Origin of the sequence: Halovivax gelatinilyticus (genome assembly GCF_024300625.1) — an archaeon.
GTDB classification, from domain to species: Archaea; Halobacteriota; Halobacteria; order Halobacteriales; family Natrialbaceae; genus Halovivax; species Halovivax gelatinilyticus.
In genome coordinates this window covers 1328452-1343046 of the sequence record NZ_CP101322.1, presented here as the reverse complement: position 1 = coordinate 1343046, position 14595 = coordinate 1328452, and the positions used below count along the sequence as shown (strand labels likewise).

Genomic DNA, 14595 nt, shown 5'->3' with positions numbered 1-14595 from the left:
TTATCGATCGAATGTCAAAGGATGGTATCCATCGAGTTCACCAGTGATTGCTTTTCGAAGTAAGATCGCCTGCTGACGAATTGCCTTCCGCCTCGAGACGTTGTACTCGAAATATGGGTGTGTGAACTCCTCTTGCATGTACTCGTCGAATTTTCCAAGGTACGTCTTGAACGCGTCATCGGCCAATCGATTGTCCTTGTTGAAGTCATCGTGTGTTATCACACCGCGGTTGATCAGCCGCGTAACGAACGCATCACAGAATATCGGCCGGAACTCCTCTTGCAGGTCGAGCGCGAGCGAGGGCCGGCCATGCCGATCGGCGTGTAACACGCCGAGGAACGGATCAAGATTGTACTGATAGAGCGCGCCAAGCACCTCGTTCTTGACGAAGACGTAGGTAAGTGACAGTAGCGAATTGATGTGGTCTTCCGGCGGGCGTGTCGTCCGCTTTTCGAACGTCCAGCCGTCAATAAGGGTCTCGTCCAGTCGGGAGAAGTAGCGCTCTGCAGCTTCGCCTTCCGTCCCGCGGAGAGCGTCTTTTGTCATAGCTTTCGTCGCGCGCACTCCGAGATCTCTGAGAACATCCGTCCCGTGAACACCCTTTCGAGAGAGGAGAGTGCGAGCATTCCGGATCTTTCCGGAAATCATCGACTTCGCGATTTCGAGTTCCTCCTGTCTCGACAATCCGTACTGTGCCCGTCGAATTTCGGCGATCGTGTTCTTCGTTGGACGATAGCTTCCGCGATACTTCCCGTTCGTGCTGAAGTAGTTGAGGACGATCCCCGACTCGTTCGCCGTCTTGATGAAAGGCGTCGTGAAGTTGACTCCGCCGAAGACGTTTATCGTATCCACCTTCTCGATTGGGTAGGAGGCCAACTCCGGATCACTATCGTCGTCTTCGTCTAGCGTGACGTCGAAGACTATGATTCGTCCCTCGCCGGTCCGGATCTGAGCACCCTGCCTCGTCACGTAGACGATCGATTCATCGAACATTCCCTCCGCAGACTTCATACGCGGTCCTCCCAGCCAGTCCCTTGGGCTTTCTCGGGTTCGAGTAGCGCTGTTTCGTATGGCATGCAGTACTGGCGTGCTGAGCAGGCTTCGCACTTTTTTGGATTGTCGGTGAATGGGGGAAGGGAATTAACAGTCATCTCTGTAATTCTCGACACGATCTTACGAACTGTTTCTCTATGCCGTTCTTTGATCCTAATCGCGTGTCGGGTATCGGTCGAATAAAGGTAAATGTAGCCAACATTCACCGGTTCGTCGAGTGCATCCTCGAGTAACATGCAGTATCCTGTGAGTTGCACCTCGTCGCTCGGATAGTATTGCCCACTTTCGGAACGCTTCCGCTCGACTGGGGTAAGAACCTCACTGTCAGATTCAATCAGGTCAATTTTCCCGTGTAGTTTGAGCTCGTCGGATCTGAAGTAACGTTCAGTCACCCATCCCCCTCTGTTTGATTGGTTCTGGTGTTTCGATCGACCGTCAATGAGTTCGTACGGAGTACCGATTTCGTCGTGATATCGCTGATAGTAGAACCGACGTGGACAGTACACGTATTCATTCAACGCGCTAACGTGAACGAGTTCGTCTCGTTGTCCGACGGTTGTTGGCGAACTCAAAAATCGAGCACCTCGTCGAACGTGTTAGATTCTGCTTGTATTCTGTCTTGAACGCGACAATGGAGATACAGGGCGTCGTGGCCGAATGCCACTGCTGCGTCGCCTTCGGAATAGAGAAGTGGATAAATGAACCCAAATGAACCGAGTGAGTACTGGTTCTGAATTTGTGAGACATGCCCTTCGACCGGATAACAAAGGATCTGGTCGGTAGAGAGTTCATCCTTTAGTACATCAACACCCCTGACGCTCGGCGTCACTTCGACCTCTAGACCAGTGCAAACCTTTGGGGTACGGATATCTCGAGAACAATCGCTCAGAAGGCTATAGAGTTCCCCCGTTGCTTTATACGTGAAAAGCCTTCCAGCGGTCTGATCAGCATCTCCACCGGCTGATTGCCCGTCGTATTCACCTCTGTAAATGCAGTAACCGCTACTGTACGGTTCCAATCTTGACACTTTATCAACAAGCCCATCTGGTAGATGAGTTAAAAAGGTATCTCGGGTATAGAATGAAACGTCAGAATGGCGGAGAAGGTACGGGAGATTGTACGTTTGAACGCTCTGTGAACGCTGATCGTAAACGAGTGTCTGGACGCTTTCCCCCCGATACGTTTTCAGCGTATTGAGAAGTGCTGAATCAGCCACCTCGTAGATACGTTGGAGGTCGTTTTCGGAGAGGCCGCCCTTGTCCTCGTTGAAAAAGTGACTTTCAATTCGATACCAGCCAGCCTTTCGAATGGCCAGTTGGTCATCCGCTGGTGCACCTTCTACTCGCTCTTCGACGTGATCGTAGGCCTCTACAGCGGAGTACCGCCAGTCAAACGAAGCGGGTGTGGACGAATCGACATAGGCCGATTTGACCCGTTTTTCGAATTCTGAGCGATCAACCCATTGTCCGTCGAGAGAGTCTGAAAGGGGTTCAAGATCGTGAAAGAGATAGGGAGGGGCGTATGCAAACGCATCAGACCGGTCAGGACGGGTGCGAAGCCGTCCAAGTCGCTGGAAGAAGCTTGCAGCATCGTGGCCCGAGAATACGATCTGGTCCGCATCGAAGTCGACACCGACCTCAACGGCAGAGTTACTCACTAAGGTGTCGAACGTGTCGATTTTCTCCCGCACGTCCTCGCGGTGAAATCCGTCAATCCGTTCAACGCGAGTGAGATCCGAACCGTGTAAGAGATCATACACGCGGTCGATTTCGTGAACCCCATCGAGCATGATAACCGTCCGACCGGTGGCCAATCGCTCCAGCACCACTTCGACGTTGTCAAGCACTTCTGCCGCGGTCCCGAACGTCGGTGCTGGCTCGATTACCAAATCTACAGGTGGTAAGACCGCGCGGTATGCTGCGGGTAATTCACCCGGTCCAAATGATATCGTTGATGGCGTTTCTTCTGTGATTGCGGGATGCGGATCCGTTCGCCACCCAACGTCGTCGACTCGATAATATGGCGCAACCATCGCCTCTTCGAACTGGCGTTCGAGGCGCACGTCTGATGTTGCACTCAGGAAAACGAGGTGGTTCAATCGACATATAGACTCGTCGGTATCGTACATCTCGTCGAGGAGGAACAGTATCGTATTCCGCTCTTTTCGTGTTGCTCGGTGAAATTCGTCAACGACGGCCACTTCAAATTGTTTGATCTGCCCAATTCGCTCATGGTACATTTCTCGACGAAGCAATACGAATATGTCTGGGTTTGTGAGGAGAACGACGGGCTTCCGGCCTGAAAATGCCTGTCTCAGTAGGGATGAAAGCCGTTCGCCGTTAGAACTGGCATCGGGAAACTGCTCTGCATATTCGTTCTGGAGCGTTTCACTAGTGACGGCCAGTAGCTGACAGTCGTCCCCACCATCGACATCACTCAATAACTCAGAAATATTTCTCTGTTGGTCTTCGATTAGTGCGTTTGTTGGATAGATAGCGACTGTCGAGAGCCCTGCTGAAATTACCGGTGCCAACCAGGAGAGCGTTTTTCCCCCGCCGGTGGGGGCATCGTTCACGAATATCCCGGGTTCACGGGATGTAAGCGCATCGTGGAGGGCCCACTGGTGTCGATACGGTGTGATACCTTCCACCGGATACTCACCCGGATACGTCCGAAGTCCAAGCCCAGCAAGCTGGAACGAGACTGAATCGTGGTTAGACATCGTCCCGTTTTGTTGCGAGAAACTTCGCCCCGGCCGGATAACGGATCCTCGACTCGTTCGGAAATGGGGACTCAATAGCGTAGTGGTCAGTGTCGAACTCCCCTTCGAACCAGACCGGTGTCGGCTGCATCTGCTTCATCACGACGCCACCTGTCGGCATAGCGTCGTGATCGTATACGCTCAGTGGATGTCCGAGATTGAACGTTCCCGATCGGCGCTCGGCGTCGACAATTCGATAACTGACATGTCCCTTCCCTCGCTTCTTCCCAAGTCGGATATACGATGGAAGTCGTGTAGATACTTCGCTCGCTTCTTGCCCGTACGGAAAGACGTAGAAACGGAACGCATTCTCGGGTGCTAACGCCCGTTCCCGCTCGAACGTCGGGAGATTCTTGTCAGCTCGACCTGTTGGATCGTCAGTGGCCGGGTAGTTGGGCGTCGCGTAGGTGTCGCTTCGAGCGTTTCGATTCGTGGTCAGATATTCCGTCCGAGCCGTCCCTTGCCGTTCGATACGAGCGGGGGCCGCGGGGGTGACATAGACATCGTCGACTACATCGGCGGTGTCTTCGATGTAGGTTGGCTGGTGAATCACGTCCACGTACCGTCCACTCGCGAGGCCGAGGGCGTAGTGCAACGCTGTGTTCAGGATACACGGATCTGTATCGGTCATTCGACCCACCTCTCGTGAGGCGAATCCAACTTTTCCGTGCGTCGTGAGCGTTGCTTCGATGACCTGCATGGCAACCCCGTCAGTCCCCGTCAGTTTTTATCGCGTTATCGATGAATTCCGCGGAATGCGGTTGCTGGGCTTCCATAATAGCCCCAAGTTCGTCATCTGCAGCCATTTCGACAAGTTCGTTCACAACTGCCTGATCGACAGGATCCTGTGCAACCCCTTCCGTGCAAGCAGCGTCGTACGCATCTTGGACGTATTCACTCGCCTCCGCAATATCGAGCGCTGGGGACTGAACGACGTCACTTAACGTATAATCGCTCTCTGCAGCGAACGACGTGATGACGTTTGCCGTAAGTTCGCGGTTCGAAGGGCCTTCCTCGTCGCCGGTGTACACGCCGAGGATATGGTTTTTGACGCGGCCAAGCCGAGTCGTTGCTGCACCGTAGCGCTTGTTTCGTTTCGTGATTGCAACGACGAACGCCACTTCAGCAGGCGTCGCGTCTCGGAGCGTAATTGCACACGGGAAGAGCGAACCCGGTTCGAAGAAGTCCGGCTCACGGATGGTCGAACGGGAGCCTTTCGCGTAATCCTCACCTGGTGCGTTCTGGAACTTCTCGTCGATGCATGCGCTTGCGTCCCGTACGCTAAACGCCGTATCGTACATTACTCGCGAGGTAACGCCAATATCGACGTCATCGTCGCCGCTTGCTGCACTCCCGTAGAGGGCCGACTCGACTGAACGGGGGTTCATGTTGTTTACCTCCATCGAGTCGTCTTCCTCGTAATTCAGCAGCTCGCGCTGGATGGCCTTGCCCATGCGGCGGTCGCTACCGGTTTGTTTACGCATGAACATGATTCCCGGCGAGTACTCGATACTTGCGCCATCTCCAACGACCGAGAGCGAGGCGATGTCAGCGTCCTCGCCATTCGTCGTAAAGATTGCGTGACTTTCGAGTTCTCTGAGAACCAGGATCGTCGTGTAGTTGGTTCCTGGTGTGTTCGTCATTTCGTCGATCGGAACGGTCCCGCTCTCTAGCGCCGTAGTGACTGATTCTGGTAGCATTGGTTACTCCGCCTCCGTTTTCGTGTCGGTGGTCTCGTTCTGTTGGTCACGCTCTTCGTAAAACTTCGATTCTGCCCTGAGCGTTGCACCAAAGAATCCATCGGCAAGGTTGTTCTTGAGCCGTTTCAGCTGCGAGGGACGGCCGTTGGCGATACCATAGAGGATCTCGTCGACGAAGAATTCGGAATACTCCTCAATGCGTTCCTGTAATGGTGTGCCAGCGTTCGACATTTCTGCACTGACTGGGTAAACAGCTTTCACTTTCTCCGGAACTAGTCGTTTTTGAAGTCTACCCGAGACGAGCATCACGTAGTCGTCTCGGCTCAGCTGTTCTCCTGTTTTCGAGACCGCCTTCACACTCTCGCGAAAGACTCGTTCGACGCGATGTGGCTTTCGCCCATGTCCGCTTGCGGGACGGATTGCATCGTAGGCGAGATCGGCGAGTTGTGTGATGCGGCTGTGTGGTGTATCACTCATATTTGAACCGTACTGCTTGATTCCGGCTTGCTCATCCAGCGTGACTGCGTACCTCATCAGGGCGGGAATGTACGGCCCCTCATCTGAGGATTGGGCTGCTCGTTTGAGCAGATACGACCCCGGGAGCAGCTCGTTTCGAGTCACCCGAAGGTACTTCGCGAACAGCGAGTCCTTACGGGTTTTTCCCTGAAGTGCGTGACCTAGCTTGATCAGGGCAGCTGCTGACTGAAGTCGTACTTGCAATTCTGAGAGTGGAACGCTATCTCCATAGAACGATGTTACTTGAGTGAAGCTACCTCCGATCTTTACGAACTCTGGGAAGTCACGCGATCGCATCTCCGGGATCGGAGATGCACTGAGATACACTCGCATTCCCGTGTAGGAACTGATTGCAAGGGCGAGGAAAGTCCCGAAGAACTGGAACTCAGTATCATTTCCTGTGCCCTCATCATACAACTCTTTGAAATACCCGACAACTTGTGCTCCATACTGCGCCTCTTGATCAAAACCGCCGGAAAGTGAGTCAATCATTGGCCGACCTCCATCCTCTCGTGTGAGTTCAGTCAGCACTTGATTGAATTTTTCCGGCTCTTCAATATCCGAAACCGCCTCAGCAAGTCGACCAATTCGAACACGATTATCGCCGGTAAACTGGTTGGTGATCCGGTTAAATAGTCGCCATGTAAAAGGTGTGTAGAAGTAATCTGGTGAGAGGTGAATGAATAGTCGGCCATTGTAGCGGTTGTTACTAGCCGCACCACGTAGCGAAAGTTCGATTTGGCAAGGGACACACACCACTCGGTTATCTCGTTTACCACTCCCAATCGGATCGCGGTTTGTGAACCCTCCACGAATCATGGTGATGTCGTCAGATGGCTGCATATCACCAAGGTTGTGTGTATCACTTAGGCCACCAGAACAGAGTGAGCAGATGCGTCCACGACGAGAGCTTTCTGCATACTGGTTGTAAGTGTCTGTAAGTGCGCCTGCTTCCCCTTGTGATTCTTCACCAATTCGGAGATGTTTTTGGATGAAGGAAACCACTTCTGAGCGGTATCCACCAGAATAGCTCTCTCGAAGAGTCTCCACCCAGTACGTCTCGTCTGCGATCGAATCGAGCCCATCCTCTATATTTTCAATGATCTTCGATTCACCCTCACTGATTTTCTTTCCTTGACCGTGCTTTTCCAGTAGAGCTTGTCCAAAGGCGTATGAAAATTCCCACTTATTACCGCTCACAAGCCGATCTTTAACATCCGAAGGTAGGGAGATTAGTTCTTCTGCAACGTCCTCAGGAAGATTGAGCACGTTACCGGTCGCACGAAGTCCCTCATCAGATAACATCCCTGAGTCATTAAGGAATGCTGGAAGAATTCCTCTTCGGATGGTACTTACAAATCGTGCCATTCCATACAACTGGCTTGTTTTGTATAATTCACTATCAAGATCATCCTCCAACAATTCCATCGATTTAAGAGCCGATTCAGTTGGCTCTTCATCAATAGAGCCATCATTAACACCTTTTTTTATAATTGCTTGTGTCACTCGTTGTGCACCAGCGTAAAAGAACTGAGAGGGGTTTAGGCTATAATGCCCGAGATTTACCGTGCCGATGTCTTCAGCAAGAAGATCTGTATTACTGTACGTGGGATGAAAGTCACTGATGTTCTTGCTCAATTGGTTGTAAATCGCATTTACAAACTGGTCAGTGAGCTTAGGAAATCGATTTTGTGGCGCAAGATATACACACCCATCTTGATAGATAGTCAGAAGCGTATGATCATATTCTTCTTCAAGGTGCTCATTGACAGCAGTATTGATCAAGCTTGTGAATATTCCACTCACGTGATCAATTCGGTGATGAGCCAGTTCAACGTCTGCACCTGGGAAACATTCCCGAAACTGCTTTTGTGCCCTCGAATCCGCCGCTTTTTCTGGTGTCGTCGAGGATGCCATCCCGTCTGCTAATCGGATGAACGGTCGGTATTCTTCCCACCGAATCGTCACATTCGTCGGTTTAGCATTGTCGGTCGCGTGGTGATCAACAGCACAGGAACGGAAATCTCGCAGCTCGAGGGCCGAATCTGCTTCCGAAGGGTCTGCACTGAACTCCTTTAATCCGAGTTCTTGAACGAAAGGTTCTAGTTCATCAATTGTAATGTTGAATCGCTCTGACCGATTCCCGTCTTCATCACGGAGTTTGTGGAAGTCATGAATGACCGCAAGAGCGATGAGGTGGCGCAACTCTTTCGGAGAAATCGGTCTGAGACCGGCTGGTTTTGCTTGAGTAGCCAGCCGGTGGAGGAAGAATACAAGGTTCCGCGTGTGGTTGAGCATTGATTGGTCGACTTTCCCGTATTCGGTGCTCTTATTCGGGAGATATAGCCAACCAGCCTCAATGAGCTTCCCGTCTATCTCGGAGAGGTACTCCTTGAACACCTCGTTGAGCGCTTCCTGCTCGTCAGACTCTGTCTCGTCGGGAGCGAATGCCTCGTCAGGATTCTCGAATATTTCCCCTGACAGGGACGCGACGCCAGACTTTGCCTTTTCTCTTATCTTCGGATCATTTGGTTCACCTCTATCAGCGCTGCTGAAGTCATTGAGCCCACTTTGCTCTTCGTCTGAGCCATCACTCATTAATTTAACACCTTCACACTAACTGATCCACACCCTCTAGCCACTGCACTCCCTACGCCACTGTACTCCCCAAGTTGCGCCACCGCAACAACGGCATTCTCCAGACTCTCACTCGCGTCTTTGAACTCGAACGTGACCTCACCGGTAAATCCCTGAAGAAACAGATTCCGTGTCTCTCCGTCCTCGTTTCGAACTCTGTTCACCAAGACGCTATGTGTATCGAGTGTGTCTACGTTCGGCTTTTCGATCACATTCGCCAACACCGCCTCACGATCCAGTTCCAACTCCAGATCGTCCGGACACGACCGATTCCACTTTCCGAGCAACGACTTCAGTACGGCCCATCGGTGTGGAAACGCCGTGGTAACCTCTCCAGCTTCCTTGATACACGTCGCGGTCTGGAAATCGATCGTCACTGATGGATCATCCATTTCCCCCGCGCGTGTGAGTAGTTCTTCGTGACTCACGTTCCGGCTTTCGAAGGATTCGACCCGCAACGTGCCGTCGGTCAACGCGATTTCCTCGCCTTCCAGCACGAGTTGTTTCACGAGTGCCTGGAACACTGCCTCGTCGTCGGGATCGACGATTCCGAGCCGGATGGTGTACTCCTCGTTCGGGAGGAGGCTCTTGTGGTGGGCTCGATCGCTTCCACCGAATCGGCCTTGAAGGCCGCTGCAGTGGAGGCTTCCGAGTTGGGAGTCGTGAACCTGCTGGCTCACGGATTCGTTCGCTCGCTCGAGTATGTGTAGAAGTGCACTGTAGAGCGGATACCCGTCTGACTTCGGGACAGGAAATCGAGCTGTGGGTCGAACGCAGATTTCGACCCGGCGAACCTGGGATCCCTTTGGTTTCTGTGTTGCCATGCGACGGATGGCAGAAAATGATGTGCAATGGTCATAAAGCCACCGACCTATTTGTACTGCAACAGGAACGGGTCCGTTGCAATATCCTGCAATATTATGAGTCCAAGACGCGAAATTCAGGCAAATGCGGACGTTCGTTTCACCGATCGGGTTCAACACGACCAGCGTCACGCGGGCGATTCTAAAACAAGATATCGAGGCGGGAGACCTTGTTGTGCTGGTTCGTCCCGGCGAGGAGACCGATACCGATCGCGCGGCGGATGCGATTGCAGATGTCGAGAAACTATTGCACGAAATCGAACCGGAAATCTCGGTTGACGTCGAACGGATTCCGCACGATGACTTTTCGTCGGCCGTAATTCAGTGCAGCGACCTTTTGACGGCTGCGGACGGCTCGGTGATAGTCAATTTTGGAGGGGGTGCCCGTGACGTACTCGTTCCACTGATCGTTGCCACAATTGCGCATGGACAAAATATCGCTGGCATCTTGGGTTACAGCGATATCGATGGACAGGTTCGGGAGTGGGAAGTACCCACGCTCCCGACGAACGTTTCCCGTGGTGCGAAACAGACGCTGATCACCGTAGCGGACCAAGGGCAACCGGTGTCGATTTCATCACTCGAAGAGCGACGGGAAAGTGCGAAGAGTACGATCACTCGGCACGTCAACCAACTCGAATCCGAGGGATTAGTATCGTGCCACACCGAAGATCGATCCAAGCTCGTCGAAATCACGCTCAGTGGCCGACTGTACCTCGCATCGCAGTTCCCTTGAACTACTCTTCGTGGACCCTTATGAAGTCGCTGTACAGCCCCAGTCCACGAAGCACAGGTCGATTTTCGAGCCAGGAGAAACAATTATGGGGCCTATAGCCCCATATTCACCCCCAGTCGCAGCAGGGAGAAAATCCACAACGGAATTGAAACGCGGTAGCAGTGGACCGCCCAACCGGCAGCGAACCGTCGCAGCAGGGAGAAAATCCACAACGGAATTGAAACAATATCTCCCACTGTCAACCATCCTTGCGATGTGTCGGGTCGCAGCAGGGAGAAAATCCACAACGGAATTGAAACCCGATTAACCCTGAAACGATGAACAGGACGCTGAGGTCGCAGCAGGGAGAAAATCCACAACGGAATTGAAACCGACACACTGTGAAACGCGTGGCTGCCCCGAGTGCTGTCGCAGCAGGGAGAAAATCCACAACGGAATTGAAACGTTCCACACGAGGAAGTCTGTAAATTTCTCGCGTTGTCGCAGCAGGGAGAAAATCCACAACGGAATTGAAACTACTGTAAGGGTCGGACAGGCCCACCTCGCGCGCGGGTCGCAGCAGGGAGAAAATCCACAACGGAATTGAAACACGTTGTAGCACAGGAGTTGCGCCACGATCCGGAATGTCGCAGCAGGGAGAAAATCCACAACGGAATTGAAACACGATCTGGCGCCAGTCGATCCGTGCGTCTGACGGCACGTCGCAGCAGGGAGAAAATCCACAACGGAATTGAAACGTTGCCCGAGATAACCGGGATGGCTTCGTGCTCGAGTCGCAGCAGGGAGAAAATCCACAACGGAATTGAAACTCTATCAGGTATACCCGGAAGGCCACCCGGAACGTCGCAGCAGGGAGAAAATCCACAACGGAATTGAAACTTCGTCGTCCGCGTGGTAGTCCGTCTCGACGATTCGGTCGCAGCAGGGAGAAAATCCACAACGGAATTGAAACTCCTGCTGGTGGCGCTGTTCATTCTCGGCCTGATGAGTCGCAGCAGGGAGAAAATCCACAACGGAATTGAAACTTTTAGAGGAGGGTGAGAACTTCATACCCAGCATGTCGCAGCAGGGAGAAAATCCACAACGGAATTGAAACTGCCTATGCTATGCGGTTCGACCGCCTTCTCGTCGGTCGCAGCAGGGAGAAAATCCACAACGGAATTGAAACAAGATATCAACGGTGAACTGGTTGCGGTTATCGTCGAGTCGCAGCAGGGAGAAAATCCACAACGGAATTGAAACTAGTCCTCCGTGTGAGATTCGTTGCCGTGAGGGTCGTGTCGCAGCAGGGAGAAAATCCACAACGGAATTGAAACTCCGGTCTCGAAGGACAAGAGCTCGAGGAAGGAGTGTCGCAGCAGGGAGAAAATCCACAACGGAATTGAAACCGGGCTTCGGCCGCCGCGACCTGGAACCGCTACCATGTCGCAGCAGGGAGAAAATCCACAACGGAATTGAAACGTCGAGACGTTGGTGCTCGACTCGTACGCGAACGGGTCGCAGCAGGGAGAAAATCCACAACGGAATTGAAACGGTTCTATCGCTGGTGGCAACGTGGCACCTCCGACGGTCGCAGCAGGGAGAAAATCCACAACGGAATTGAAACAATGGCGTTTCACGAGGCGAGGATGTTGCTGATCGGTCGCAGCAGGGAGAAAATCCACAACGGAATTGAAACGATGGTTGGCAGAGCTCAACGAATCGGTAACAACCGGTCCCGTCGCCTACCCTCCAGGTCTTTGTGAACGGAAATATCGATTTCCATCATCCCGATGGCCGCGATGCAGTCGGGACAGAACTGTCGGTCACTGTCGCGATACGCCGCGGCCAGTTCACCACAGTTCACCGTTGAGAGGCGAACCCAGTGCGCACGGTCAAGCGAATCGCCACAACGGTAACAGGTTTCTACATCCAATTTCTCGTTCGACTTGACGTTCGCCATCAGCACACCCCATCCCGAAACGGGTCAAGTCGAACGCTAGAATCCAAAGCGTAAGTCGATCGCAGCTGTAGCTGTCGATACCGCAGGCGTGCGAGACCTTTTTGTCTCGATGGTGTGTACGCAATCATGGTGACCAAGCCGCGTGCTTGGAAGCCGCGTCTCGGGTGTCCTAACCACCCGGGGCATTTCTGCGCAGCCCCCGCGACGGTGTGGAGAGCGGCTTCCGTTCGACCGTTTGGTGTGAATTACTATATAATTACTGCTTACTGTCGAGAAAGGTAATTAGTGGATCTGATGGGTGAGTAGCGATACATCGCTCTCCGACGCACACTCGACGAATGTCCTGTCGAGTCTGCTACCGACGAGTCCGCTCGTTACCTACCTGGCCACCACTTCGTCCCGGTAGCCATCGACGGTTTCGAGGACGGTTTGCCGGTCCTCGGGTGCCACGTCCGCGTCGAGGAGGGTCGCGTCGAGGTGGTCGGCGACCGCGTCGAAGTCCTCGTCGGTGATTCCCATGTCCGCGTGGGCCTCGCGCATCGAGCGGCTATCGTAGGTTTCTCGTTCCACAGCTCGTCTCGACGTACGGCGTTCACGTCGACCAGGATTGGGCGGGCCTCGAACTCGTTGCAAACGCCGAAGCGTACGTCCACGAGGCGTTGCGTGGGAAGAAACTGTCGTCGTTTACGCCGCCCCGTCTTTCGAGTTCCTGGATAGACGAAAGCCGAGTGCTCGTTGCCTACGAGTCGGGCCGCGGGTTCTGCGCCCTGGCTGGCGGTATTCTGGTCGGGATCGGCGAGCACTACGAGGAACCGTTTCACGTCGAAGAGCGTCAGTGTACGCACGTTGGAGCCCCACGCTGTGAGTTTCTGGTCACGAAATTCGAAGTCGCAACCCCCTCGGAGACCACCGCCGAGCGGACGCCCCGTGTTCAGAACCCGTCCCGGTCCATCTCAAATCGGGACTGAACTGGGTGAGCGAGTCGACTACCGGGCGTTTCCTCGGGGCCGACTGTCGTGGCAGTGTACTCGTTCAGTCGGGTGACGTGGCGAGGCTCGTCTGGACGGTTTCGAGTAACGACTCACACTCGTGCTGTTCGTTGTACCTGACGGTGCCGTCGGTCCGATCGTATTCGATGAGACCGGCATCGGCCAGTTTCGGCAGGGCGTGGTGGTGTAGGTGGACGTCGACCGTCGACGGATCGAGAGTCGACCGCCGCCCGACGTCGTGGACGAGCGTCTCGAAGGAGACCGTCGGATCGGTGCGCCCGCGACAGCACGCGATAACGGCTCGACAGTACTCGTTCGAGAGGGCGGTTATCACTCGGGACGTCCGGTCGGTGGCTGGTGGTGTGTCTGCGTTCATGGGTGGGGGTTTTCATGCACACTGAATTGGTGTCAATGGGGGCAATCGACAGGCCGTCGATTCGTGCCCGATACTATCGGTACCTCTCTCCACGCACTGCAGACATAAAAGACAATTGCTTATGGTCATTAACTAACCGTCTCGTCATCACTATCCGCTCACTTGGGAGCACGGTCCATCGAAGGTGGCGAATCTAATCGGAATAATACTAACAAATAATAAACTAGTATTGCGGTCGCGATCGAACCGTTCGTATGGAGATAGACTATCTCGGCGACGACGGCCCCAAACCCGCGCTCGGCAACGGCGCGCAGGCGGGCGGTGCGGCGGCGATCGTGTTCGTCTGTACGCTCACCGTCTTCGTCTTTAGCGATCTCTCCTACTCGGCAGCGGCGATCACGTTCGTCGTCGTCACAGCAGCTCTGTTCGTCATCAACGCCCTCTACGATCGGTACGTACTGTAAGCTACCCGCAACAACGTCTGCGAACAGCGCAATCCTTTTTGCCGGACCAGTCGAAGGGCTATCAAATGGGACTCGGATCGGATATGTACCGACAGCAGATCCTCGATCACTACAAGAACCCGCGTAATTACGGGGAACTCGAGGATCCAACGTTCAGCCACGTCGGCGAGAATCCGATGTGTGGCGACGAGATCAAGATGGACGTCGTTCTCGACGAGGACGGCGACCAACCGGTGATCGAACGCGTCGCCTTCAGCGGAGACGGCTGTGCGATCAGCCAGGCCTCGGCCAGTCTGCTCTCAGAACAACTGCCCGGGATGACCGTCGAGGAACTACTCGAGATGGACCGAGACGACGTCACCGAGTTGCTCGGCGTCGACATCTCGCCGATGCGGATCAAGTGTGCCGTCCTCGCCGAGAAGGTCGCCCAGGACGGCGCCGAGATCTACCGCGGCGAACTCGACACGGAGAAGACGACGACTGAAGACTAGGGGTCGAATTTTCCTGGCCTGGTAGAGCAGTAGTTCGTTTCAATCGACCAACGGACTCTGCTGATCG

12 protein-coding genes, 1 pseudogene and 1 CRISPR repeat array are annotated in these 14595 nt (G+C 53.8%); of the genes and pseudogenes, 4 read left to right on the top strand and 9 right to left on the bottom strand.

What is annotated here, in order from left to right:
• The 7 genes from cas1 to cas6 form a co-directional block, all read right to left on the bottom strand.
• The gene (cas1, locus tag NKH31_RS06570) at positions 1 to 1011 is read right to left on the bottom strand and encodes a CRISPR-associated endonuclease Cas1 (RefSeq protein WP_425492317.1); all 1011 of its coding nucleotides are present in this window, start codon (positions 1009 to 1011) and stop codon (positions 1 to 3) included.
• Positions 1008 to 1625 (bottom strand): CRISPR-associated protein Cas4, encoded by a 618-nt coding sequence (gene cas4 / locus NKH31_RS06565; RefSeq protein WP_425492316.1) that lies wholly within the window; start codon positions 1623 to 1625, stop codon positions 1008 to 1010. Before cas4 ends, cas1 begins: the two co-directional genes overlap by 4 nt.
• A complete protein-coding gene (cas3, locus tag NKH31_RS06560; protein ID WP_254864330.1) occupies positions 1622 to 3703 on the bottom strand; it encodes a type I-D CRISPR-associated helicase Cas3' in 2082 nt (693 codons plus the stop codon). Before cas3 ends, cas4 begins: the two co-directional genes overlap by 4 nt.
• Before the next feature lie 64 nt (positions 3704 to 3767).
• Positions 3768 to 4514, bottom strand: coding sequence for a type I-D CRISPR-associated protein Cas5/Csc1 (gene cas5d / locus NKH31_RS06555; RefSeq protein ID WP_256547916.1), 747 nt, complete (start codon positions 4512 to 4514; stop codon positions 3768 to 3770).
• Between the two features lie 10 nt (positions 4515 to 4524).
• Positions 4525 to 5457, bottom strand: coding sequence for a type I-D CRISPR-associated protein Cas7/Csc2 (gene cas7d, locus NKH31_RS06550; protein ID WP_254864328.1), 933 nt, complete (start codon positions 5455 to 5457; stop codon positions 4525 to 4527).
• 60 nt (positions 5458 to 5517) lie between these two features.
• Positions 5518 to 8628: a type I-D CRISPR-associated protein Cas10d/Csc3 gene (gene cas10d, locus NKH31_RS06545; protein ID WP_254864327.1), complete on the bottom strand. Its 3111-nt coding sequence runs from the start codon at positions 8626 to 8628 to the stop codon at positions 5518 to 5520.
• A complete protein-coding gene (gene cas6 / locus NKH31_RS06540) occupies positions 8628 to 9347 on the bottom strand; it encodes a CRISPR system precrRNA processing endoribonuclease RAMP protein Cas6 (RefSeq protein ID WP_254864326.1) in 720 nt (239 codons plus the stop codon). The genes cas10d and cas6 overlap by 1 nt, the downstream gene beginning before the upstream one ends.
• 268 nt (positions 9348 to 9615) lie before the next feature.
• Between cas6 and csa3 the strand changes: the two genes are divergently transcribed.
• Entirely contained in the window at positions 9616 to 10266 is a 651-nt protein-coding gene (gene csa3, locus NKH31_RS06535) for a CRISPR-associated CARF protein Csa3 (RefSeq protein ID WP_254864325.1), read from the top strand.
• Between the two features lie 115 nt (positions 10267 to 10381).
• A CRISPR array of direct repeats spans positions 10382 to 11944; the repeat unit is 37 nt; unit sequence GTCGCAGCAGGGAGAAAATCCACAACGGAATTGAAAC.
• Between the two features lie 642 nt (positions 11945 to 12586).
• Here csa3 and NKH31_RS06530 read toward each other — a convergent pair.
• Complete coding sequence (locus tag NKH31_RS06530) at positions 12587 to 12778, bottom strand: globin domain-containing protein (protein WP_254864324.1); 192 nt, start codon at positions 12776 to 12778, stop codon at positions 12587 to 12589.
• Between the two features lie 47 nt (positions 12779 to 12825).
• Between NKH31_RS06530 and NKH31_RS06525 the strand changes: the two are divergent.
• Positions 12826 to 13176, top strand: a pseudogene (locus NKH31_RS06525) (4-vinyl reductase); the annotation flags it as partial.
• Positions 13177 to 13240: 64 nt separating this feature from the next.
• Here the strand turns inward: NKH31_RS06525 and NKH31_RS06520 are convergent.
• The gene (locus tag NKH31_RS06520) at positions 13241 to 13573 is read right to left on the bottom strand and encodes a DUF7344 domain-containing protein (protein WP_254864323.1); all 333 of its coding nucleotides are present in this window, start codon (positions 13571 to 13573) and stop codon (positions 13241 to 13243) included.
• 254 nt (positions 13574 to 13827) lie between these two features.
• Here NKH31_RS06520 and NKH31_RS06515 point away from each other — a divergent pair, with 254 nt between their 5' ends.
• Positions 13828 to 14037, top strand: coding sequence for a hypothetical protein (locus NKH31_RS06515; RefSeq protein ID WP_254864322.1), 210 nt, complete (start codon positions 13828 to 13830; stop codon positions 14035 to 14037).
• 65 nt (positions 14038 to 14102) lie between these two features.
• The gene (gene sufU, locus NKH31_RS06510) at positions 14103 to 14528 is read left to right on the top strand and encodes a Fe-S cluster assembly sulfur transfer protein SufU (RefSeq protein ID WP_254864321.1); all 426 of its coding nucleotides are present in this window, start codon (positions 14103 to 14105) and stop codon (positions 14526 to 14528) included.
• The last annotated feature ends 67 nt before the right edge of the window (positions 14529 to 14595 follow it).